The following is a 23,093-nucleotide window of genomic DNA, read 5'->3' on the forward strand; positions in this document are numbered from 1 at the left end:
CCTCTCCGAAGGAAGGGGTGACTGGATGTGAAAATTGGATGTGAAAACTAGAATTTAATTAAAGAGTAACTATTGCCGTTTTGCGTAGAAGATAAAGGTGAATGATGACCATTGTTTGGCAACTGCAAACTGAATACTGAACACTGAACACTGAATACTAAATATGGAATTAGACGAAATAAAATATTTATACTTACTTTTTTTACTACCGGTAGTGGTGGTATTGTTCTTTATCAATTTATATTGGAAAAGAAAAAAGCAACGTGAATTTGGAGATTTAGAAATAATAAAAAAACTAAGTCCAGAATCTTCAGTTTTTAAACCTGTTTTTAAACTAGTTGTGATTCTTTTGGCTTTGGCGGGATTGATTTTTGGATTAGTAAATCCAAAAATTGGTACTAAAATGGAAACAGTAAAGCGAGAAGGTATTGATATTGTTTTTGCGATGGATGTATCCAAAAGTATGCTTGCTGAAGATGTTGCTCCGAGCCGATTAGAAAAAAGCAAGCAGCTTGTTTCACAAATTATCAATCAATTGGGGAATGACAGAATTGGGATTGTGGCTTACGCAGGTAGCGCTTTTCCAGTATTGCCTATCACTACAGATTATAGTGTGGCAAAAATGTTTCTGCAAAGCATGAATACTGAAATGGTTTCGTCTCAAGGAACTTCCTTAGATGAAGCGATAAAATTGTCTTCAACCTATTTTGATGACAAGAGCAAAACCTCGAAGTTGTTGATTTTAGTTTCTGATGGAGAAGATCATTCTGAAGGTGCTCAAGCGGCGGCAGAAGAAGCGAATAAGCAAGGAATGAGAATTATTACAATCGGGCTAGGAACCGAAAAAGGAAGCACTATTCCGCTGAAGAAAAATGGCGTCGTAGAAAGTTATCAAAGAGACAACAATGACGAGGTTGTTATTACAAAATTAAATCGTGCCAGTTTGGAAACGATTGCTAAATCAACCAAAGGCGGTTATATCAATGGTAATAATACCAAAGAAGTGGTGGCATACATTAAGAATACTTTGGATAAAATTCAAAAAACCGAATTTGAATCCACGCAAATGGCCGATTTCCAATCGCAGTTTCAGTGGTTTCTTGGATTCGCATTTGTGTTGTTGTTTTTGGATCTCTTTTTGTTAGAAAAGAAAACAAGTTGGGTGAAGAAGTTGAATTTATTTAACGAAGAAAAATAAATGTCTTTTCCTTCAGGGATTGAACTTGTATGGAATTGCATAATTTAATAAAAATGAAGAATTTTAAAAAATACATATTTACCACTTTCTCACTTCTCTTTTTAGGGCTTAGCGGAGTATTGGCACAAGAGAAAGACAAAAGTTTAGCTAAGGCAAATGCGGAATATGCGGAGAATAAATTCGTGGATGCTGAAGCGGATTATAGAATTTCAAATTCAAAATTTCCAAACAGGTCTACTGCACCTTATAATTTAGGAAACTCAATTTATAAGCAAAATCAAGCATCTGAAGCTAAATTTGCTTACGCCAAAGCAATAAAAAGTACTAAATCAAGAGTAGATAAACACAAAGCCTTTCACAACTTAGGAAATGTGTTTATGAAAGAAAAGAATTATACGGAAGCAGTTGAAGCCTATAAAAACGCACTGCGTAACGATCCTTCTGATGATGAAACAAGATACAATTACGCATTGGCAAAAAAGATGTTGAAAGAAAATCCGCCTAAGGATAACAAGGACAAAAAAGACAAGGACAAGAAGGACAAAGATAAAAAGGATCAGGACAAGAAAGACAAAGATAAAAAAGACGGAGATAAAGATAAGAAGGACGATAAAGGAGACGGAGATAAAGATAAAAAGGACGGGAAAAATAAGGATGATAAACCCGAAGATCAGGGCAAACCAAAACCACAACCTGGCGGAATTTCTAAACAACGATTAGAAAATCTTTTGGATGCAGTAAACAATGAAGAAAAGAAAATTCAAGATAAAGTAAATGCTCAAAAAGTAAAAGGAAAACCAACAAAAACGGAAAAAGATTGGTAATTGAGGTTTGTTTTTGGGAGGATTAAGGGATGATTATAAAATAGAGAATAAAATAAATCCGAAAGGGAAGATAAGGGTTGAATAAAAGATGAAAAGATATTTAATTTTAATACTGTTCAGTTTTCAAGGACTTTTGGCTCAAGTGCAATTTGAGACTAAAGTGAGTAAAACCACGCTCGGGCTAAACGAAAGACTGCGTGTTGATTTTGCTATGAACATCGATGGGGATAATTTTAATGAACCTTCTTTTGACGGATTCAGGGTTATTGCAGGGCCGAGTCAACAAGTGAGTCAATCTTGGATTAACGGAAGAAGTACTTTTGAAAAGGTATACTCTTATTATCTTCAACCCAATCAAAAAGGAAATCTTACCATCAAGCAGGCTACTATTGAATACAATGGGCAGGCGTATAAAACTAGTCCGGTAAAAATAACGGTTACCGCTGCGGTTGAACAGCCAAGAGATCCTAATGACAGCAGTATTTCTGCAGATAACAATTTGTATTTAATCGCCGATATTTCTAAGATAAACCCTTATGTAAATGAGCCTATAACGGTCGTTTATAAATTGTATTTCAGCAATAATATTGGGATAAGCAATTTTAGAGAACTCAATAAGCCAAAATACAATGATTTTTGGAGTCAAAATATTGAGATTAAACAGCCTGTTGTCGAAGAAGGAATGTTCAAAGGAGAACGTTATCGATATATCGTCCTTAAAAAAGCAGTTTTATACCCACAAAAATCAGGTAAGTTGACCATCGAGCCACTATCATTAGATATCGATGTGCAGCTGCCCACGAATCGTAGGGACGTTTTTGGCCGTGTTGTCATAGCTGAGGATAGTAAAAGAGTATCTGCAGGTGCTAAAACAATTAATGTAAAAGCACTTCCTGAAGCAGGAAAGCCAATTGATTTTTCAGGTGCTGTTGGGAATTTTGATTTCAAAGTGACGCCTACAAAAACGAGTCTAAAAAATGGGGAAAGCCTTGACTTGATTGTAAGTGTTACTGGAAAAGGGAACATGAAATTATTCAGTTTACCAAAGCCGGTCGTCCCAAATGCTTTAGAAATGTATGATGCGGTTCACAGTGAAAACGTAAGCACTACACTGGCAGGAACGTCTGGAAAAATCTCTGATAGTTATACGATTATACCACAGTATAAAGGAAACTACCCTGTAAAATCAATGCAGTTTTCTTATTTTGATCTTGGATCAGGAAAATACAAAACTATAAGCTCTCCGGAGATTATGATTACTATTTTAGATGGGCCTACTGCGACTGACGCGACTGTTTCGAATTCTGGAAATGGAAAAAACAAAATTTCACATACAGAGCAGTTCAAATTTATCAAATTAAAGACAAATCTGGTGGCGGTTGCTAAAGATGATTTCTTTGGTTCTAAATTGTTCTATGGATTATTGTTTTTTCCTTTTCTAATGCTTCCGATAATTATAGTGCTTAAGAAGAAAAAAGAAGCTATTGACGGTGATGTAGTAGGAAATAGGATAAGAAGAAATAATAAACTGGCAAAGAAATATCTATCTGAAGCTAAAAAACAAATTAAGAATAAAGAGCCGTTTTATGTTGCTCTTGAAAAAGCAATGCACAACTTCTTGAAAGCCAAATTACATATTGAAACTTCAGAGATGAGGAAGGATAATATCAAAGAGCTTTTGTTGACAAAAAATGCAAATCCTGCGGCAGTAGATGACTTTATTGCGCTGACTGAGAACTGTGAAATCGCGAGATATGCCCCTTCATCTACTGCGACGATCCAAAAAGATTATGATAAAGCAGTGTCGATAATTTCTGATTTGGAAAAGCAGATATAAAAATTGACAACAAATAATTTGTAATTGACCAATCGAAAAATGAAAAATATTTTTTTTATATTATTACTAACAACCCAAGTTTTCTTTGCTCAAAATGGCTTTGAAGCGGGGAATAATCTGTACAAAGCAGGAAAATACGAGCAAGCTATTGATGCTTATGGGAGTGTGTTGAAAACAAAACAGCATTCTTCAGAATTGTATTTTAACCTCGGGAATTGCTATTATAAATTGAATAAAGTCGCTCCGGCTATTTATAGCTACGAGAAAGCCTTAGTGTTGAATGCAAATAATCGTGAGGCAGCAAACAACCTTAGATTTGCTCAAAAACGAACTATTGATGAAGTAAAGGTGGTTCCTAAAGTAGGGTTTGCCAAGTTGCTTCGTGATTTTACTGGAATTTATCATTACAATACTTGGGCCTGGATTGCGGTAGGATTAGCAATTGCATTTTTACTGGCTTTTTTAGGGTATTATTTTTCAGAAACTACGATCGTCAAAAGGATTTCATTTTTTGTCATGTTTGTGCTTATTGTATTGATGTTCATTGTCATTGCAGCTGCTGTTTTCGAAAAAAGTCATTATGATAATGAAAGACCAGCAATTGTTTTTGCCGAAAGTGCAGAGGTAAGAAGCGAGCCACAAAAAGGAGGTTCAGTTATTTTTGTGCTTCATGAAGGGACGAAAGTTTATGTTGAAGAAAAAGTAGACAGTTGGAAAAAAGTCCAGTTAACTGACGGTACTGAAGGTTGGATTCAAAATGCTGCAATAAAGGAAGTGAAGTAGATTTTATTTTATTCCGATACTTTAAGTGTTTAATACTCTAAAAATCGAACACTATGCTGATTTCTTCGTTTCTTTAAAATCAGTATACCACTTTTCTAAGGAAGGATAAATGTATTTTGAAACTTCTTGAATGGGATTGTAAAACAGTGATTTATTGAGCGTCTCTTCTTTTGCAATCATATTGTTTAGATTGACTTTCTGAAAAAGATTAATTACAACGCTTAAAAGTAAAATGGTTTTTAGAACACTAAAGGCACCTCCAGCTAGTTTATTGAATATGCCCAAGAACGCAAAGTCCATAATTCCAGTGAGGACTTTTGCCAAGGTATGAACGGTAACAACCACAGCGATAAAAGTGAGGCCAAAAGCGATGATCTCAATATATTTTGGAGACCAAGAAACATGATTGGCAAGCATCGCTCTTACCATGTAAGAGCATTTTATTGCGACGTAGATTCCTAAAATAAGTGAAATCAAGGAAGCCAGTTCAATAAAAAGACCATTTTTCATGCCTTTGAATAAAGCATAAAGAAGTAATGCACCCAAAACAATATCTAAAAAACTCATACTATTTTTTTTAAGTAACTATAGATGAACAAATATAATGGAATAGTTGAGGATACTATAAGACAAAACTGAAATTTGTAATTAAATGAAAGCAAATCTATAATGGAGACGGTTTTTATACAATGTCAATTTTCAAGTTGCTATCTTTGCAAAAATAATTTTATGAGTACTGATTTTAAAGTCTAGTACTCATAATTCATAAGTCAAAAAAATGTCAAGAGACAACCAACTTAAAGAACGCTGGGAACAGCTGGTAGATATACTTTCCAATCAATTTTCACAAGGCGAAGACCTAGATTTAGATGCTATCATTTATTTGATTGGGGTTCAGGAACTCGGAAAAGTACACCGTGAATATAAAAAAGATGAAAAATTAAACCTAATGCATATCGCGATTTGCCGATTATTAGAACCTTACGGATTCTATGAATTCGAATTTTTTGATGAAGATGGTTGGCCGCATTATCGTGTTAAAGAGGAATTACCAACACTGAAAGCAGGAGAACAATCGGTGTTAATGAAAGAAGCTATTGTGAATTATTTTATCGAAAGAGAGTTGATTGAATAATCCCTTCTGGATAAACAAGCATGAATAAGTAGGCTATTGGCCAAACTTTGAAATTTAAACTTTAAACCTGAAGCAAATTTTTGTAAATTTGCACTCTCAATTATTGGATGAAAATGATAGACAAGATAAAAGAATATATTGGGGAAGCGCAAGCATTCTCAACACAAGATAAAGCAGAATTAGAGATATTTAGAATTAAATTTCTAGGAAGCAAAGGACTTTTGAAAGAACTTTTTGCCGAGTTCAAGAATGTTCCTAATGACCAAAAGAAGGAATTTGGGCAGGTAATCAATTTACTTAAAACTTCAGCAGAAGAAAAAGTAAAAAGCATTCAGGAAGCATTCGAAAACAAAGAAGAAACTAAGGGTTTTTACGGTGATTTAACACGTTCGTCTGAACCGATAACAATTGGTTCTCGTCATCCTATTTCATTGGTAAAAAACCAGATTATAGATATTTTTTCTAATATTGGTTTCAATGTTTCTGAAGGACCGGAAATTGAAGATGACTGGCATAATTTTACCGCATTAAACCTTCCGGAATACCATCCAGCACGGGACATGCAAGACACTTTTTTCATTCAGACAGATCCGGATATTTTGTTGCGTACGCATACTTCATCGGTACAAGTGCGTTACATGGAGGAGAATAAACCACCTATTAGAACGATTTCTCCGGGAAGAGTTTTTCGTAACGAGGCCGTTTCATCGCGCTCTCACTGTATATTTCATCAAGTAGAAGGCTTGTACATTGATAAAGATGTTTCTTTTGCCGACTTGAAGCAAACTTTATTGCATTTCACCAAAGAGATGTTTGGGAAATCAAAAATACGCTTGCGTCCGTCGTATTTTCCGTTCACGGAACCAAGTGCCGAAATTGATATTTACTGGGGTTTAAAAACGGAAACTGATTATAGAATTACCAAAGGAACCGGTTGGTTGGAAATTGGTGGTTGTGGTATGGTAGATCCTAATGTCCTTAAAAATTGTGGTATCGATCCAGAAGAATACACTGGTTTCGCCTTCGGAATGGGAATTGAAAGAATCGCTATGTTGAACTATCAAATTGGTGATATTCGTATGTTTTATGAAAATGACGTTCGTTTCTTAGCGCAATTTAAAGCTAGTATTTAAAAAATAATTTGAAGCTATTTCCAGATAGAAGTGAAAATCCTTTTCTTGTTTTAAAGAAAAACAAGAAAAGGATTTTCACTTCTATCTGGGCTAGGAATACTAAATCATAGAATATAAGTGCTTCGAGAGCGATGCAAAAAATTAGCGATGAAAAAAGACATTATTATCCCCGAAGTAGAGAACGTTTTCGTAGCCGCAGTCCAAGAATGGAGTGACGACTTTATGGAAAAGGTATGGTATGCTTATTTAGTAAACGACAGTGACTTTCTTATCGAAACTGTAATGGTTGTTTCTAAGGCATTTGGAACTATCGATGGCGAAATGAAAAAAACATCATTGTTGCGTCATGCTTTCGTTGAAGTTCCTCCGGTGTCGGTGGTGAAAATCGAAATGTTAGAAAAAAGCGTTTTAGTGCTCAACAATGAGTTCATGGTGACCTTTTTTATTGGAAATAAATTACACGATAAAAAATTCATTTTTAAAGCCGATTCTATTAATGAAAAGGATGTGGAAGAAGTTCCTCTTTTGTTCGTGGATGGTATTATCGTGAGATAATGACTTTCTAACGTTCTTATACTTATAAAAGAAACCGAAGATTCACAGATTTAATAAAACTTAATCTCTGTGAATCTGCGGTTATTTTTTTGGTCTCATTTGAACTGTAAACCTATTTTTAATCCAATTGATCGGTCAATTTCTTGAAAACGGTTCTAGCGTCTTTTCCTTCATATAAGATCTCATAAACGGCATCTATAATAGGCGTTTTTGCACCATAGCCTTGATTGAGTTTGTAAGCGCTTTTAGTAGCGTAATAACCTTCAGAAACCATACTCATTTCCATCATGGCACTTTTTACGGTGTATCCTTTTCCAATCATATTTCCAAACATCCTATTTCTTGAAAAAATAGAATATCCAGTTACTAATAAGTCACCTAAATAAGCCGAATCATTAATGTTGCGTTTCATTTTATGGACCTTCTTGATGAATTTTTTCATCTCTCGTATTCCATTACTCATTAATACCGATTGGAAATTATCTCCATAACCCAAACCGTGTGCGATTCCTGCTGCTATCGCATAGATATTTTTAAGCATCGCAGCATATTCAGTTCCTATGATATCATCAGTAATCTTTGTTTTGATATAATTTCCTGATAGATTTTGGGCTACTACCTTTGCTTTTTCGGCATCACCGCAAGCAATGGTTAAATAGGATAAACGCTCTAATGCGACCTCTTCTGCATGGCATGGCCCAGTAATTACACCAATGTTATGGTAAGGGATGTCATATTTAAAGTGAAAATGTTCTCCAACAATCATACTTGTTTCAGGAACGATTCCTTTAATCGCAGAGAAAATCACTTTGTTCTCAAGGGAAACAGTTAACTTTTCCAGTTCGCCATTTAAAAAGGCAGAGGGTATAGCGAAGATAATATAGTCGGCATAGGTAACTGCTTCATTAATATCGCTGGTTAGCTTTAATTTTTTTGTATCAAATTCAACGGAACTTAAATAATTTGGATTGTGTTTGTATGTTTTTATATGTTCAATCGCCGATTCATTTCGCATATACCATGAAACCTCAGAAAGATTAACACATAACATTTTTGTTATTGCTGTTGCCCAACTCCCACCACCAATTACTGCAAATTTTATTTTCCCGCTCATCTGTTTATTAAATTTAACCAAAAGTACTTAAAAATGGATTAATTAAACAAAAAATAAGGATTCATACTTGAAGTTTTATTAAGGTAGAAAAGCAAAAATTATAAAAAAATTAAAATATTTATGATTTCATACAATATAGCTGTTTTTTTAACGTTCGAACTTACTATTTATTAAGTTATTTAGAAATGTATGAAATTCGAATTAGTTAGTTTTGTTTTAGTTTTATCAAAAAGGCGTCCTAGAATTTAATTCAAGAACGCCTTTTTATTTTAAGCAGGATTTTCATCCTTTTCAACTAGTAACTCATTTCAACAATAGATTTTAGTTTTTCTAATGTGATATTTTGCTTTTCTCCTAAACCTTTCCAACCTCTTTCGTCAAAACGATTCACAATAAAATCAGCGGTTTTAGCATAGTCTTTTGTATAATCAGATAATTTTGTATCCATTCCCATAGTATGGAAAAATTCAACTGTTTTATTGATTGCCTCCTTTGCTATTTCATCGTCAGTTCCTGTTAAATTGAAAATACGTTTTCCGTATTGTGCCAATTTCCCTTTTTTGGTTTCAAACATAACCTTGTATAAGCTAGGTGCGATTACAGCCAAGGTACGTGCATGGTCGATTCCGTACATAGCAGTCAATTCATGACCAATCATGTGGGTTGCCCAGTCGCTAGGAACTCCTTTTTGGATTAATCCGTTTAACGCCATCGTACAACTCCACATAAAGTTAGAGGCTAAAGCATAATCTTCTGGATTTTCTACCACCTTTGGGCCAACTTCGATTAAAGTTTGTAGAATTCCTTCTGCAATTCGGTCTTGTAAATAACCGTCATGAGGGTACGTTAAGTATTGTTCCATCACGTGAGTGTAGGCATCAACGACACCGTTTTGTAATTGTCTTTTTGGTAAAGATTGAATTACTGTTGGGTCAGTTATAGAAAATTTTGGAAACAAAGCAGAACCACCAAAAGCTAATTTCTCTTTAGTAGCCTCGATTGTAACAACCGCTCCAGAGTTCATTTCGCTTCCTGTAGCTGGCAAAGTTAATACTGTTCCAAAAGGAACTGCATTTTCTTTAATTAAGATACGCTTTTGTAAAATCTCGATCGGATCTCCATCATAATTAACGGCTCCAGAAATAAATTTCACACCATCAATAACAGATCCACCACCTACGGCAAGTAAGAAATCGATTTTTTGTTCTTTAACAATAGCAACTGCTTTCATTAAAGTTTCAAAATGTGGATTAGCTTCAATTCCGCTAAACTCTACAATTTCGTGTCCTTTAAGGTTGTTGATTACTTGTTCGTGGATTCCGTTTTTAAAGATGCTTCCACCTCCGTAAGCCAATAATATTTTAGCTCCTTTAGGTACAAGATCTCCTAATTTTTCTATTTGTCCTTTTCCAAAAACTAAATTGGTAGGATTATATAATTCAAAGTTTAACATCTTATTTGTTTTAAGTAATCAAAAGGCCCTAAAACCAGCGTTCTAAATTAGAATCATGGTTAATTAGAGCCTTATAATTTAATTGTTAATTATTTTTTTGCGTTCAATTGTTGCAATAATTTCTCAGCAACTAATTTGGATGAAGCTGGATTTTGTCCTGTGATTAACAAACCGTCTTCAACAGCATAAGGATTCCAATCTGCTACTTTTGAATACGTAGCTCCGTTTGCTTGTAAAGCATCTTCTAATAAAAATGGAACAACATCTGTTAAGCCTACTGCCGCTTCTTCAGTATTTGAAAAACCAGTTAATTTTTTACCTTTTACTAAGAATTCACCGTTCACTTTTACATTTTTAAGTGCTGCAGGTGAATGACAAACAAATGCTACCGGTTTTTTATTAGTATAAAAAGCTTCGATTAAAGCAATTGAATTTTTGTCAGTTGCTAAATCCCATAATGGTCCGTGACCTCCAGGGTAAAATACAGCGTCATAATCAGCTTGATTTACATCAGCTAATTTGTGTGTTTTGCTTAATTTTGCTTGTAATTCCGTGTCTTTGTCAAATCTTTTTGTGTCTTCTGTAGCAGAAGATTCGTCAGCACTTTTTGGATCTATTGGTGGTTGACCTCCTAGTGGTGTTGCAATATCTATTAAAACTCCTTTATCTGCTAACTCATAATATGGTGCTGCAAATTCTTCAACCCAAAATCCTGTTTTTTCTCCAGTGTTCCCTAATTCTGAGTGACTAGTTAGAACGAATAATACTTTTTTCATCTTTGTTTTTTTTGTTTTTTGTGCGGTTCCCGAAAAGCAACCTACTGTTAATACTATTAATGCCAATAATGCGACTTTTTTCATTTTGTTATTATGTTTGTACAAATTTACGGCGAATATGTTATTAGTAAAAATAATTTAAATTATGTTTGTGATAAATATATTTATATCATGGTTAATTTAGAATGGTACCGAACGTTTAAATCCGTTTATAAAAACGGTAATTTTTCACTTGCCGCCAAAGAGCTTTTTATAAGTCAACCGGCTGTAAGTCAGCAGATGTCGATGCTGGAGGCGCATGTTGGTTATAAACTGTTTAACAGAAAATCCAAAGGGGTGGAGCCAACAGAATACGCTAAGTTACTAAATAATTTAATCATTGAAGCGTTAGACCGATTGGAAAATGTTGAGAATGGTTTTCGATCTAAAGCGGTGAACACGAACCAGTTAATATCTGTAGGAATTTCTAAGCATCTGTTCAGTAGTATAGGCAGTTCTTTAATTTCTAAATTCGATTATATCGATTTTAGTTTTCATGAAAACGAAATGCTTTTTGAATTGGTTGACACCAAAAAACTAAATTTTGCGGTTATCACTAAAAAGTATGATACTTTTGATACCATCCAGAAGAAGGTGGGCGACATAAAACAAATTATCGTTGGGTCTTCAAATATTGATGCTTCAGAAGTAAAATCCAAAATCAAAGCCAAAGAGCTCTTGGAAGTGGAGCATTGGTTAAACAAGCAAAAATGGTACAATCATGATTCGGGTATTCCGCATGTGAAATTATTTTGGCTGCACGTTTTTAATAAAAAGAGGCCATCCATGATTTCTAATTTTATTATACCGTCTGAATATGAAATGCTGGACTCACTTTCAAAAAACACAGGGGTTGCGGTAGTCTGGAATTGTAATGCCAAGCAATTTATTCAGGATAAAAAATTACAAATAATATGGGATAGCAAGCAAATGCCTACTACAGAAGTTTTTTTGCTGTCGGGTAAAAATGACAATCTTATTAACCCTTTTCAAGAGATTGAGGCAGAATTGAAAAAGACACTGGAGTGATTATTTCTTATAAAAATTATTATGATCAATATATTCCCAAACCTTAGCGGGTAAAAGAGGTTGAATATTTTTGCCTTCTTTATTGTTGTTTCGAATAAAAGTAGAAGAAATCTCAACTATGGGAGCATCAATTAAATGTACTTTTGGGTGATTTTTCAGTTCTAGGTTTTCAGGTTCAGTTGAAATTCGAGGATAGACATAGATGTCATGATTTTTCAATATGACCTCGTAGTTTTTCCACTTATACAAGGACTTTAAGTTGTCCTCTCCCATGATCAATGAAAATTCATGATAGGGAAATTTCTCTTCTAGGTGAACTAACGTGTTTACCGTATAATTAGGCTGCGACAATTTGAATTCAATATCTGAGGGTTTCAATTTAGGAAAATCCTCAGTAGCAAGATGCACCATTTGCAATCTATGGTAGTCATCAAGCAAGGTGCTTTTTTTCTTCAAAGGATTATGCGGGGTTACCACCATCCAAACTTGATCCAAGTTAGAATTCTCGGCCATATGATTGGCGATGATTAGATGCCCAACATGGATGGGGTTGAATGTTCCGAAATACAATCCTATTTTCATAAATGTTTTGTTTCGCAGAGAATCGCAAAGTATTTGCAAAGACACACAAAGTAATTGATGCTATTTAGCGTATCTCTTTTTTTTCTTTGTGAGCCTCTGCGGAATAGTTTTTATTTTACAAAATCCTTCACCAATTGATGCGCTTCCTCAAGAGCAATAGCCAAATCATAGTTTTTTATAATAGTGTCAAATTGCGGGGCAGTGGCTAACTCAACCGAAGCTTTAGCAATTCGCATATTGATTTTATCTTCACTTTCAGTGGAGCGTTCTTTTAGTCTTCTTTTTAATTCATCTACGCTAGGTGGTTTGACGAATACCGCTAGTGTTTCCTCTGGAAATTTATGTTTAATACGAAGTCCGCCAACGACATCAATATCAAAAATCACATTTTTTCCTTTGGCCCAGATGCGATCTACTTCACTTTTTAAAGTTCCGTAGAAATTGTCTCTGTATACTTCTTCCCATTCCAGAAAGTCGTCATTCTTGATGTGTTGTTTGAACTCTTTAGTAGACATGAAGTAGTAATCTTTTCCACTTACTTCCTCGCCTCTAGGATCACGAGAAGCTGCCGAAATTGAGAATTCTAAATTCAGATCTTCTTGGTTTAATAAATGTCTGACGATGGTCGTTTTTCCGGACCCTGAAGGTGCCGAAAACACTATTAATTTTCCTCCTTTGTTCATTTTTTATTTTTTTTTATTCCCCTTCTGGGGTTAGGGGGATTACAACACGTTTAAAACCTGTTCCTTGATTTTTTCTAATTCGTCTTTCATTTGAACGACTAATTTCTGCATTTGTGCATGATTGGATTTAGATCCCATCGTATTAATTTCACGACCCATTTCTTGAGTAATGAAACCTAGTTTTCTACCGTTAGCTTCCGTTCCGTTAATAGTCTCCAAGAAATAATCCAGGTGATTGGTCAAACGTACTTTTTCTTCGGTTATGTCTAGTTTCTCTAAATAATAGATTAATTCTTGTTCAAAACGATTTTCATCTACATTTACTTTCAACTCATCAATAGCAGTTTGTAAACGATCTTTTATAGCTTGTACGCGTTCTGGATCTAATGCTAAAGCTTCAGTCATGTACTGACGAATATTCCCGATGCGCAATTGAAATTCTTTTTCTAGTGAAAGCCCTTCGTCTCTTCTAAAAGTCTTAATATTATTCAAACTTTCTTCGATTACGATTTTAATTTGTGCCCAGTCATTTTCATCAATTTCATCACGCTCAATTTTTAAAGCATCTGGCATTCTCACTGCCATTTTCATCAATTCCGTTTCATCTGCGTCTGCATAAACGGCTTTCAATTGATTGATATATGCTTTTACGATTGGCACATTCACTTTGGTAGTTGTTTGTTCAGCGGTACTTTCGATAAAAATAGAAAAATCTACTTTTCCTCTTTCAAGCGTAGAAGCAATTTGAGTACGTAAACCCAATTCCATTTCGCGGTAAAGAGAAGGCATTCTCACGTTTAGATCTAAACCTTTACTGTTTAAAGATTTTACTTCTACTGTTATTTTTTTGGTTGGTAATTGAATAGTTGCTTTACCAAAACCGGTCATTGATTGTATCATATAGTTGTATAAAAGAGTTCAAAGGTAATAAAAAAGTGGTCAGTGGTCCGTTTTTTAGCATTCAGTCTTGGTCACACTCACTGTTTTCACGTTTCAATTTTCACAAGCGGGTTTCCGATTCCAATTTTCGGTTCTAATTTTCGAGTTTAGTCTCCCCCTTCTTCTGAGGGGACTGGGGGGAGGATGTCACCATATACACGCCCACAAATATCAATAGCGCCGAAATTATTTTTACCAGACTCAATTCGTCTTTGCCTAAACCAATGGCAAATATTGTAGCAAAAAGTGGTTGGAGATAAATAAAAACAGCAACGGTTGTTGGTTTTAATTCTTTCATGGTAATCAGGTTTAACAAATAGGTAATAAAGGTGGAGATCACCACTACAAATACTATTTTCCAATACACCAAATTTGGTACTACTGTCCAGTCTGTTGCTTCAAATTGGCTCCAGCCAAAAGGTAAGACCATCAAAAAGCCAAATAAATAAATCCATTTCACAAAGGTGAAGGCATTGTATTTATCCATTAATTTCTTTACGATTATCAAGTAAAAACCATAAGAAACGGCATTTACAAAAACCAGTATATTACCAAGGCTTGCATTTGTAGCGCTACCAATGGAACGGCCGTATAATATAAGAGATCCCGTTCCTATCAATCCTAAAATAATCCCCATCACCATACGTTTTCGCATACGCTCTTTCATGATAATGGCCGAAAGAACTAATACAATCATTGGGGTGGTCACCATAATCACAGATGCCGAGATAGGAGAAGTTAGGCTTAATCCTTTAAAAAAAGTAAGCATGTTAAAAGCGACACCAAAGAATGCTGCAGCAATAATACGCGGGAAATCGTTAAAGGCTATCTTTTCCTTTGGCATAAAAAGCCAGGACAGCCAGAATAGAAGCATAGCGCCACTTACCCGCAACAAAATAAAGCCATAAGCATCAATGTATTGTGGCATTACGTCCTTTGCAATGGTAAAGGTGACCCCGTAAATTACGGAAACAATCGTAGCGCCAAACAGCGCAACATTCCTTTTAGACATTAGCCAACGCTTTCATTACCTGAAGCATGTTTTGTTGGGTTCCACCCACGTAAACCGCATTATTAATAACAAAAACGGGTCTACTCAAAAAAGTATAATGCTCTAAGATGTATTTTTTATAATCCTCTTCAGTCAAGGATTTGTCTTTCAAATTCATCGACTTATACAACTGGGCTTTTTTGCTAAACAACGCTTCGTAACTTCCTGAAAGTTGGTACATTTCCTCTAGTTCGGCTGTTGTTAATGGGTCTTGTTTGATGTCACGAAACACAAGGTCATTTCCTTTTGGTAACGATTTTATAATTTTTCTACAAGTATCGCAGGAAGCGATGTAATATATTTTATTCATAATAAGATGCATTTTCTTTGTGCAAAGAAAATTCATTTGAGACGGAAAATGATTATTTTTATCAAAAATTTAGAAAAATGCAACAAACACTAGACGTTACCAGAACAAGTAGAAACATACTATCTCAAATGTTGGCGGGGTATACATTGGAACAATTGAATAAGATACCAGAAGGATACAACAATAACTTGATTTGGAATATTGCCCATGTCGTTGTCGTTCAACAGATGTTGGTTTACAAACTATCTGGAATACCTATGATGATTTCAGACGAAATGGTCGAGAAATATAAAAAAGGAAGCAAACCAGAACATATTGCAACTCAAGCCGAGGTCGATGAAATCAAAACATTACTTACGGAAACCATCAATCAAACGGAAACCGATTTAGAAAGTAAAATCTTTATAAATTATCAGGAATACCCAACATCTGCCGGGAATGTGCTAAAAAGCGCTTCTGATGCAATGGTTTTCAATAATTTTCACGAAGGGCTGCACATTGGAATTATAATGAGTATCCGTAAATTTATTTAAGAGGATTAGGGTCAGGAGCTACTCCCGCTTTCCATTACAACCTCTCATGCTCCACCCTTTTTTCTACGCTATAAAAGGAGCCTCCGCTGGTCGCTCTTTTCTACCAGAAAAAAACAGGGTGGAGTGCAAGAGGGTTTCCACTTCAATCGGGGCTAAAATTCACTATAAATCTAATAACTATTTAATCAACAAATAGTCATTGACTTCCTTATACGTCAACAATAATTCTTTTGTTCCATCAGCATAAGAGGCCACTTCATAGGGATTGTAAAATAAAAGCAATCCTTTATCGGTGTAAAACAGGTTTTGAGGCAAATGAAAGGTATCGTCTTCAAATAGTAATCCCGTTTGATTAATAGATCCTTTTTCGGGGATTTTATATTTGTTTCTGAATTCCTTTTCGGCAAAAGCCCTAAAGGCATTTCGATCCTTGAATAATTGATGTTGCAAAATTGTTTTCCCGGTATTAGGGTCAAACAGTAAAGAACGAATTCCCTGATAGCCATGAGCTCCGCCGGTATAGGTGTAGTGTTTAATTTCGATATTAATGATGTTCTCCGACACATATTTTACTTCGCCATCAATCTTCGCCTCCCAACCAAAGGAGTCTTTTGGAAAATCCTTTTGCAGTTGCTCGTACGAATCGATAAACGAACTGACTAATCCTTTGTAGTCTGTCGATGTATAGGGCTTTTCTCCAAAGTACACGATCTGTTTTAAAACAGAGAATACTTTTTTATTGATGCTGTCGGCGACTATTGGGACGTCTTTGGCAATAGGAATTCGCACACTGATATGAGGGCAATTATCTTTGCAGGCTAAACGCGTCTTTTTCTCAAAAGTCTGATCTTCAAAAACCAGTTCTTTTTCACAACGGGCAAAAAGAAAGAATACGGATGCAAAAAGGATGTAGTTTTTCATTTCAAAAAATTGTTAATTAAATACAAAGGTAGGAACTAGTGCCTTGTTCCAAATAATTTAATGGGTAAGTTTGTAAAACCTTTAAAATTGAAAATTAAAAGACATGAAATTCAATACTAAAACAATACACGGCGGGCAACATCATGATTCAAGTACAGGTGCAGTAATGCCACCGGTATATCAAACGACGACGTTTGCACAAACAAGCCCGGGGCAACCTATTGGGGATTATGAATACAGTAGAACTGCAAATCCTACTAGGTCGGCTTTAGAAAATGCTTTGGCGAGTTTAGAAAATGGTGCAAGAGGATTGGCTTTTTCATCTGGCTTAGCGGCAACAGATTGTTTGATGCGAGGATTGAAAGCAGGTGACGAGGTGATTGCTATGGATGATTTGTATGGAGGAACATATAGATTGTTTACAAAAATATATAAAGATTCAGGAATAGTATTCCACTTTGTAGATATGAATGATATGGAAAAATTCAAGTCATTGATTAATGAAAACACCAAATTAGTTTGGGTCGAAACACCAACGAATCCTATGATGAAACTGGTAGATATCGAAGCAATTGCTAAAATTACAAAAGAAAATAAAGTGATTTTTGCTGTTGATAATACTTTTGCAACACCGTATTTGCAAAATCCATTGGATTTAGGTGCAGATATCGTGATGCATTCGGCCACAAAATACCTTGCAGGACATTCTGATGTTATGGCAGGTGCTTTGATTATGAAAGAGGAACAACTAGGCAAACAAATGCATTTTCAACAATTTGCTACTGGAGCGATATTGGGGCCAATGGATAGTTTTTTAGTGCTGAGAGGAATAAAAACATTGCATTTAAGAATGCAAAGACACTGTGAAAATGGAGAAAAAATAGCTGAATTTTTGAACAATCATCCAAAAGTTAAAACCGTTTATTATCCAGGATTAAAAACTAATCCATTTCATGAGCTTGCCAAAAAGCAAATGCGTGGTTTTGGCGGAATGGTGTCTTTCAATTTCGTATCCGGTAAAAAAGAAGATGCAATTGATTTTCTTGAAAAAATAAAAATATTCACCTTAGCGGAATCTTTAGGAGGAGTAGAATCGCTGGCAAATTACTCCGTAATGATGGCCCACGCATCGATTCCGGAAGATAAAAGAAAGGAAATTGGGATTACTGATGATTTAGTTCGATTAAGCGTAGGTATTGAAGATGCAGATGATTTAATCGAAGACTTAAAACAAGCATTAGCATAATTAGGAATAGACTTCTTTATTTAGCGGTTTTATAGAGCATAAAAAAGTCCCAATTTGTTTGGGACTTTTTTTTTATTTTCAATCAGAAATTAGTCAGAAAGGTAGTAGATATAACCTACGTTAAGCCAGAGCAACCAATCATTTGTTTTATTTTCAGTATATATTTTTCTGTTAGGGTTAAGACCGTCAATCCAATCGGAATCAAAATATTGAAGTCGTAAATCAATCATTAAATCTTGTAGCGGACTTAGTTTGTATCTTGTTCCAATACTGCTTACTACAGAGAGTGTAGTTCCTTTTTCGCTAGAAAATCCGTAAGGCCGGCCAGCAGATGGGGTTAAGTATTTAGGAAATGTCGCTGCTGTTGTGCCTAATATTCCAAGTGTTGAATTTGCTTTGGTGGTATAGCCACTAATTTGACCTCCAAAGCTAACAAATGGAGAAAAGCTACTGTAGCTTCTTTCAAAAGCATGGATGTTTTTTAAGTTATATTCTAATTGCATTCCAAAGTTTAAAAGTTGGGTAGAACCATACATGCCTTTTAGTTGTTGAACAGCAAGTGAGTTTGGGTCACCTTCAACATATTTTCCTTTATTTTCTAAATTGGACTTGCTGTAAGATATTTCTGTTCGCACTTTGAAATGCTCTTTGAAATAAGTGTCTTCACTAAAGGCTCTTTGGTTGTATGAGAAGTTTAAAAAGTGGACAATTCCAATTCCGAAACCAGAATTATTAAAGTTATTTGTAGAACTATTTCTTGCCCCATAGTCAGATCGTAACTCAACTGGACCAGCTATAATACCAATTTCATGCGCAAGACCATATTGTGATTGTGCATTTGCATTAAATGACAAGCCAAATAAAACAAATAAAAAGATAGCGAGGTGTTTGAGCATTTTTTTGTTGAAATTTCAAGTACTGACAAATATATAAAAAACATCATTCATCCATTTAAAATAAATTTTAAAATAAATAATTAAAAGCTGAAATGCTTAAGAAAAGCACAACGTTTTTCAATAAAGCACAACGTCAAATCCTAATTTTTTAAGGAATGATTGGTAAAAAGATAATTCGCCAAGATATAGTTAAATATTATTAAGAAATATTCTCAGAACTCGTATCTTTGTACGCACTAACGAAAACGTTTTCTTAAACGTTAATAATCTAAGAATCATGTCACAAAGTATTACTACTTTTATTGAAGAGGTTACTAAAAAAAACCCAAACGAGCCAGAATTTTTGCAGGCAGTTTTAGAAGTTGCTGAAACAGTAATTCCTTTCATTGAAGAAAATAAAAAATACCAAAACAAAATGCTTTTGGAAAGAATGGTTGAGTCTGACCGAATTATTATGTTTCGTGTAGCTTGGATTGATGATAAAGGAGCTACTCAAGTAAACAGAGGATATCGTATTCAAATGAACTCTGCTATCGGACCATATAAGGGAGGTCTTCGTTTTCACCCTTCTGTGAATTTAAGTATCTTGAAGTTCTTGGCTTTCGAACAAACTTTTAAAAACAGCTTAACTACATTGCCAATGGGTGGTGGAAAAGGTGGTGCTGATTTTGATCCAAAAGGAAAATCAGATAATGAAGTAATGCGTTTTTGCCAAAGTTTCATGACTGAATTGTCTAAACATATTGGAGCAAACACAGATGTACCTGCTGGGGATATCGGTGTTGGAGGAAGAGAAGTTGGATTTATGTTTGGTCAATATAAAAGACTAAGAAATGAATTTACAGGGGTTTTAACTGGTAAAGGAATTTCTTTCGGAGGTTCATTAATCAGACCTGAAGCTACAGGATACGGAGCAGTTTATTTTGCACAAAGTATGTTAGAAACTAAAGGAAATAGTTTTGCAGGTAAAACAGTTGTTGTTTCTGGTTCTGGAAACGTTGCGCAATATGCTACTGAAAAAGCAACTCAATTAGGTGGTAAAGTAGTAACTATGTCGGATTCGGCTGGATACATCTACGATGTTGACGGTATCGATGGGGAGAAACTAGCACACGTAATGGAGATTAAAAATGAATTGAGAGGAAGAATTAGTGATTATGTTACTAAATATCCAAACGCTAAGTATTTCGCAGGGAAACGTCCTTGGGAAGTAAAATGTGATATTGCATTACCTTGTGCGACTCAAAACGAATTGAACGAAGAGGAGGCTAAATCTTTAGTAGCTAACGGATGTATTTGTGTGGCTGAAGGAGCTAATATGCCTACAACACCAGAGGCTGTTTTAGTGTTTCAAAAGGCTAAATTGTTATTTGCTCCAGGAAAAGCATCTAATGCAGGAGGAGTTGCTACTTCAGGTTTAGAAATGTCTCAAAACTCGTTAAGATTGAGTTGGACTTCTGAGGAAGTAGATGAAAAATTAAAAGGAATTATGCTTGCTATTCACGCTTCATGTGTGAAATATGGTTCTGATAAAGATGGATATGTTGACTACGTAAAAGGAGCTAACATTGCTGGATTTGTAAAAGTAGCTGACGCTATGCTTGCTCAAGGAGTGGTATAAATCTTTTTTTAAATAAATTAAATGCCTTCTGCCATCTCGATACTTCGGGATTGGGTAGGAGGCATTTTTTTTGATTCAAACAAAAACCGAATACTTTCGTTTGTGCTATATTTGTGAAGTATAAGTATCCTCTATAATGAAAAAAATATTTTTTAGCTTTCTGATTTTTCTACTGACACAAATAGGTTTTTCCCAAAACAATTTGTTGTGGCAAGGCTATTTTTCATACAATGAGATTAAGGATATTTCTGTCTCTCCCACCACAATTTATGCTGCCTCAGAAAACGCTTTGTTTTCTAAAAACACAATTGATAACCAAATCAAAACAACGAATACAGTCGATGGGCTTTCGGGCCAAACGATAAGTTCCATCTATTACAGTACTGTTTTTAACAAAACACTTGTTGGTTATGAAAACGGACTAATGATCGTGATTAATGAAGCTGATGGTACAATGCTGAATGTAGTTGATATTATTAGCAAACAGCTTCCTGCAAACATGAAAAAAGTGAATCTTTTCATGGAGTTTGAGGGGATAGTCTATATTTCTTGTGATTTTGGTATTGTGCAATTTAATTTAAACAGTATGCTTTTTGGCGACACCTACTTCATTGGTGATGCTGGTGCAGAAATAAGTGTGAAGCAAACTGCCGTTCATAACGGGTTTATTTATGCTGCAACAAACAATGGCGTTCGTCGTGCTTCAATTTCAAGTAAAAACTTAAATGACTATAAGCAATGGGAATTAGTTACAGCCGGAAGTTGGTCTGGTATAGAAGCCTTTGGAACGGAACTAATTGCGGTTAGCAATTCAGGAGCGGTAAATAAATATGACGCAAGTACAAATTCTTTTATTGGATTAATGGTATTACCACAGCCTGCGGTGGACACTAGGGCTAATGATACGTATTTAATTATAACTACTGCTACTTCGGTCTATGTATTTAACAAACAATTGAGTTTAACACGGCAGATAAACAACAATCAAATACCAGATTACAATCCTGTCTTTAGTTGTGCCACAAGTATTGAAGATGTGATTTACATTGGAACAAAAGAAAATGGTTTGCTAACCACAACAATCTCCACGGTTGCTTCTTTTGAAAATACAACACCTATGGGGCCTTCCAGAAATAATATATTTGCCTTTCAAACTACCTCAAGTTCCTTGTGGGCAGTCTATGGAGATTATGACGTCTCTTATAATCCATATGATTTAGATAGTTATGGAATCAGTAAGCTTAGCCAGGCAGGATGGCTAAATATCCCGTATAAAACTGTTTTAGGAGCTAAATCAATATGTAGAATAATTGTTAATCCCAATAAAGAGGATGAAGTATATGCCAGTTCGTTCTTTTCGGGATTATTAAAAATAGAAGCGGACGAACCTACTGTTTTATATGATCAAACTAATAGCGGACTAGAATCATTAACATTTGCTGGGCTAAATTATTTTGATGTTAGAATAAATGGGGCAGCCTTTGATAAATCTGGAGATCTTTGGGTGACGAATAGCCGCGTGAAAAACGGATTAAAAGTTTTGAAAACTAATGGGCAATGGCAGAGTTTTTCGATGGACAATATATTAGATTCTAGTGAAGATAATAGTTTTGGTAGAATGGTCATTGATAAAAACGGTACAAAATGGATGACAACAAATAGAGATGGTGTCGTCGGTTTTAATGAAAGTGCGAACACATTCAAAAAAATCACAATCGGTACTGATACAGGAAATTTACCAGCTTCAGATGTTAGAGCTGTCGCTGTAGATAACAGAAACCAACTATGGATAGGGACTATAAAAGGGCTGCGAGTATTGTCAAATGTGGGGAATTTCCAAACAGCGGATCAACTAACGGCAAATCCTATAATTATTTTAGATGACAACCTTGCTCAGGAATTACTTTATGAGCAATTTATAACTGCTATTGCAGTGGATGGTGCAAATAATAAATGGATAGGTACTGCAGATTCCGGTTTGTTTATGGTGTCACCAAACGGTCAGGAAACGAAATATCATTTTACGATAAATAATTCTCCTTTGCCTAGTAATATTATTAATGATATTGATATAAACAGTGCAACAGGAGAAGTTTTTATAGCGACAGCCAAAGGGTTAATTTCTTTCAAAGGCATTGCAACAAAAGCCAGTGAAGATTTAAATAATGCTTATGTATATCCAAATCCAGTGCGGCCTGAATATGATGGAACGGTGAAAATTGCTGGGTTAATCAATAAAGCGAATATAAAAATCACAGATATTGCCGGTAATTTAGTGTATGAAGCTATTTCAGAAGGTGGTACAATGGAATGGGATACTACTGCTTTTGGGAAATACAAGGTGGCTTCTGGGGTGTACATGATTTTTATATCGGCGCAAGACGGCGTGGAAACCAAAGTTAAAAAAGTAATGATTATTCGTTAAATTTCAAATT

Annotated in this window: 23 protein-coding genes; 12 read left to right on the top strand and 11 right to left on the bottom strand. The window is 35.1% G+C overall.

Annotated elements, in window-relative coordinates; translation table 11 throughout:
- Window positions 1-163 precede the first annotated feature (163 nt).
- The 4 genes from BMW63_RS01565 (at window position 164) to BMW63_RS01580 (ending at window position 4,642) form a co-directional block, all read left to right on the top strand.
- On the top strand, window positions 164-1,198 hold the full coding sequence (locus BMW63_RS01565) for a VWA domain-containing protein (RefSeq protein WP_074720551.1): 1,035 nt from the start codon (window positions 164-166) through the stop codon (window positions 1,196-1,198).
- A gap of 53 nt (window positions 1,199-1,251) precedes the next feature.
- Complete coding sequence (locus BMW63_RS01570) at window positions 1,252-2,022, top strand: tetratricopeptide repeat protein (protein WP_074721128.1); 771 nt, start codon at window positions 1,252-1,254, stop codon at window positions 2,020-2,022.
- 88 nt (window positions 2,023-2,110) lie between these two features.
- Window positions 2,111-3,859 carry a BatD family protein gene (locus BMW63_RS01575; protein WP_074720553.1) on the top strand — a complete coding sequence of 583 codons (1,749 nt, stop codon included), beginning with the start codon at window positions 2,111-2,113 and terminating at the stop codon, window positions 3,857-3,859.
- A 39-nt stretch (window positions 3,860-3,898) separates the two neighbouring features.
- Complete coding sequence (locus BMW63_RS01580) at window positions 3,899-4,642, top strand: tetratricopeptide repeat protein (protein WP_074720555.1); 744 nt, start codon at window positions 3,899-3,901, stop codon at window positions 4,640-4,642.
- A gap of 51 nt (window positions 4,643-4,693) precedes the next feature.
- On the opposite strand, the gene BMW63_RS01585 is transcribed toward BMW63_RS01580, so the two are convergent.
- Complete coding sequence (locus BMW63_RS01585) at window positions 4,694-5,209, bottom strand: CvpA family protein (protein ID WP_074720557.1); 516 nt, start codon at window positions 5,207-5,209, stop codon at window positions 4,694-4,696.
- Window positions 5,210-5,420: 211 nt separating this feature from the next.
- On the opposite strand from BMW63_RS01585, the gene BMW63_RS01590 reads away from it, so the two are divergent.
- From BMW63_RS01590 to BMW63_RS01600, 3 genes are all read left to right on the top strand, one after another.
- Window positions 5,421-5,777: a hypothetical protein gene (locus BMW63_RS01590; RefSeq protein WP_074720559.1), complete on the top strand. Its 357-nt coding sequence runs from the start codon at window positions 5,421-5,423 to the stop codon at window positions 5,775-5,777.
- 113 nt (window positions 5,778-5,890) lie between these two features.
- Window positions 5,891-6,910, top strand: a complete 1,020-nt coding sequence (pheS, locus tag BMW63_RS01595; RefSeq protein ID WP_074721130.1) for a phenylalanine--tRNA ligase subunit alpha — start codon at window positions 5,891-5,893, stop codon at window positions 6,908-6,910.
- A 147-nt stretch (window positions 6,911-7,057) separates the two neighbouring features.
- A complete protein-coding gene (locus BMW63_RS01600) occupies window positions 7,058-7,465 on the top strand; it encodes a hypothetical protein (protein WP_074720561.1) in 408 nt (135 codons plus the stop codon).
- A gap of 118 nt (window positions 7,466-7,583) precedes the next feature.
- Here BMW63_RS01600 and BMW63_RS01605 read toward each other — a convergent pair whose 3' ends face one another.
- The 3 genes from BMW63_RS01605 to BMW63_RS01615 form a co-directional block, all read right to left on the bottom strand.
- On the bottom strand, window positions 7,584-8,579 hold the full coding sequence (locus BMW63_RS01605; protein ID WP_074720563.1) for an NAD(P)H-dependent glycerol-3-phosphate dehydrogenase: 996 nt from the start codon (window positions 8,577-8,579) through the stop codon (window positions 7,584-7,586).
- 295 nt (window positions 8,580-8,874) lie between these two features.
- A complete protein-coding gene (locus tag BMW63_RS01610) occupies window positions 8,875-10,032 on the bottom strand; it encodes an iron-containing alcohol dehydrogenase (protein ID WP_074720565.1) in 1,158 nt (385 codons plus the stop codon).
- Between the two features lie 89 nt (window positions 10,033-10,121).
- Window positions 10,122-10,892, bottom strand: coding sequence for a type 1 glutamine amidotransferase domain-containing protein (locus BMW63_RS01615; protein WP_074720567.1), 771 nt, complete (start codon window positions 10,890-10,892; stop codon window positions 10,122-10,124).
- A gap of 87 nt (window positions 10,893-10,979) precedes the next feature.
- Between BMW63_RS01615 and BMW63_RS01620 the strand changes: the two genes are divergently transcribed.
- On the top strand, window positions 10,980-11,876 hold the full coding sequence (locus tag BMW63_RS01620; protein ID WP_074721132.1) for a LysR family transcriptional regulator: 897 nt from the start codon (window positions 10,980-10,982) through the stop codon (window positions 11,874-11,876).
- Here BMW63_RS01620 and nadD read toward each other — a convergent pair whose 3' ends face one another.
- The 5 genes from nadD to BMW63_RS01645 form a co-directional block, all read right to left on the bottom strand.
- Window positions 11,877-12,458: a nicotinate (nicotinamide) nucleotide adenylyltransferase gene (nadD, locus tag BMW63_RS01625; RefSeq protein ID WP_074720569.1), complete on the bottom strand. Its 582-nt coding sequence runs from the start codon at window positions 12,456-12,458 to the stop codon at window positions 11,877-11,879.
- Between the two features lie 110 nt (window positions 12,459-12,568).
- Window positions 12,569-13,141 (bottom strand): guanylate kinase, encoded by a 573-nt coding sequence (gmk, locus tag BMW63_RS01630; protein WP_074720571.1) that lies wholly within the window; start codon window positions 13,139-13,141, stop codon window positions 12,569-12,571.
- A 39-nt stretch (window positions 13,142-13,180) separates the two neighbouring features.
- Entirely contained in the window at window positions 13,181-14,041 is an 861-nt protein-coding gene (locus tag BMW63_RS01635; protein WP_074720573.1) for a YicC/YloC family endoribonuclease, read from the bottom strand.
- A 133-nt stretch (window positions 14,042-14,174) separates the two neighbouring features.
- Window positions 14,175-15,092, bottom strand: a complete 918-nt coding sequence (locus tag BMW63_RS01640) for a DMT family transporter (protein ID WP_074720575.1) — start codon at window positions 15,090-15,092, stop codon at window positions 14,175-14,177.
- Complete coding sequence (locus BMW63_RS01645; protein WP_074720577.1) at window positions 15,085-15,441, bottom strand: arsenate reductase family protein; 357 nt, start codon at window positions 15,439-15,441, stop codon at window positions 15,085-15,087. Before BMW63_RS01645 ends, BMW63_RS01640 begins: the two co-directional genes overlap by 8 nt.
- A 77-nt stretch (window positions 15,442-15,518) precedes the next feature.
- On the opposite strand from BMW63_RS01645, the gene BMW63_RS01650 reads away from it, so the two are divergent.
- On the top strand, window positions 15,519-15,974 hold the full coding sequence (locus tag BMW63_RS01650; RefSeq protein WP_074721134.1) for a DinB family protein: 456 nt from the start codon (window positions 15,519-15,521) through the stop codon (window positions 15,972-15,974).
- Between the two features lie 177 nt (window positions 15,975-16,151).
- Here the strand turns inward: BMW63_RS01650 and BMW63_RS01655 are convergent, their stop codons facing one another.
- Window positions 16,152-16,895, bottom strand: coding sequence for a DUF3298 and DUF4163 domain-containing protein (locus tag BMW63_RS01655; RefSeq protein WP_074720579.1), 744 nt, complete (start codon window positions 16,893-16,895; stop codon window positions 16,152-16,154).
- A gap of 103 nt (window positions 16,896-16,998) precedes the next feature.
- Between BMW63_RS01655 and BMW63_RS01660 the strand changes: the two genes are divergently transcribed.
- Window positions 16,999-18,141 (top strand): cystathionine gamma-synthase, encoded by a 1,143-nt coding sequence (locus BMW63_RS01660; RefSeq protein ID WP_074720581.1) that lies wholly within the window; start codon window positions 16,999-17,001, stop codon window positions 18,139-18,141.
- Between the two features lie 89 nt (window positions 18,142-18,230).
- Here BMW63_RS01660 and BMW63_RS01665 read toward each other — a convergent pair whose 3' ends face one another.
- A complete protein-coding gene (locus BMW63_RS01665; RefSeq protein ID WP_074720583.1) occupies window positions 18,231-19,037 on the bottom strand; it encodes a THC0290_0291 family protein in 807 nt (268 codons plus the stop codon).
- A 277-nt stretch (window positions 19,038-19,314) separates the two neighbouring features.
- Here BMW63_RS01665 and gdhA point away from each other — a divergent pair, with 277 nt between their 5' ends.
- A complete protein-coding gene (gene gdhA, locus BMW63_RS01670; protein ID WP_074720585.1) occupies window positions 19,315-20,658 on the top strand; it encodes an NADP-specific glutamate dehydrogenase in 1,344 nt (447 codons plus the stop codon).
- A gap of 136 nt (window positions 20,659-20,794) precedes the next feature.
- Entirely contained in the window at window positions 20,795-23,083 is a 2,289-nt protein-coding gene (porZ, locus tag BMW63_RS01675) for a type IX secretion system anionic LPS delivery protein PorZ (protein WP_074720588.1), read from the top strand.
- Window positions 23,084-23,093: the final 10 nt, after the last annotated feature.

The organism is Flavobacterium frigoris (assembly GCF_900111075.1).
GTDB classification, from domain to species: Bacteria; Bacteroidota; Bacteroidia; order Flavobacteriales; family Flavobacteriaceae; genus Flavobacterium; species Flavobacterium frigoris.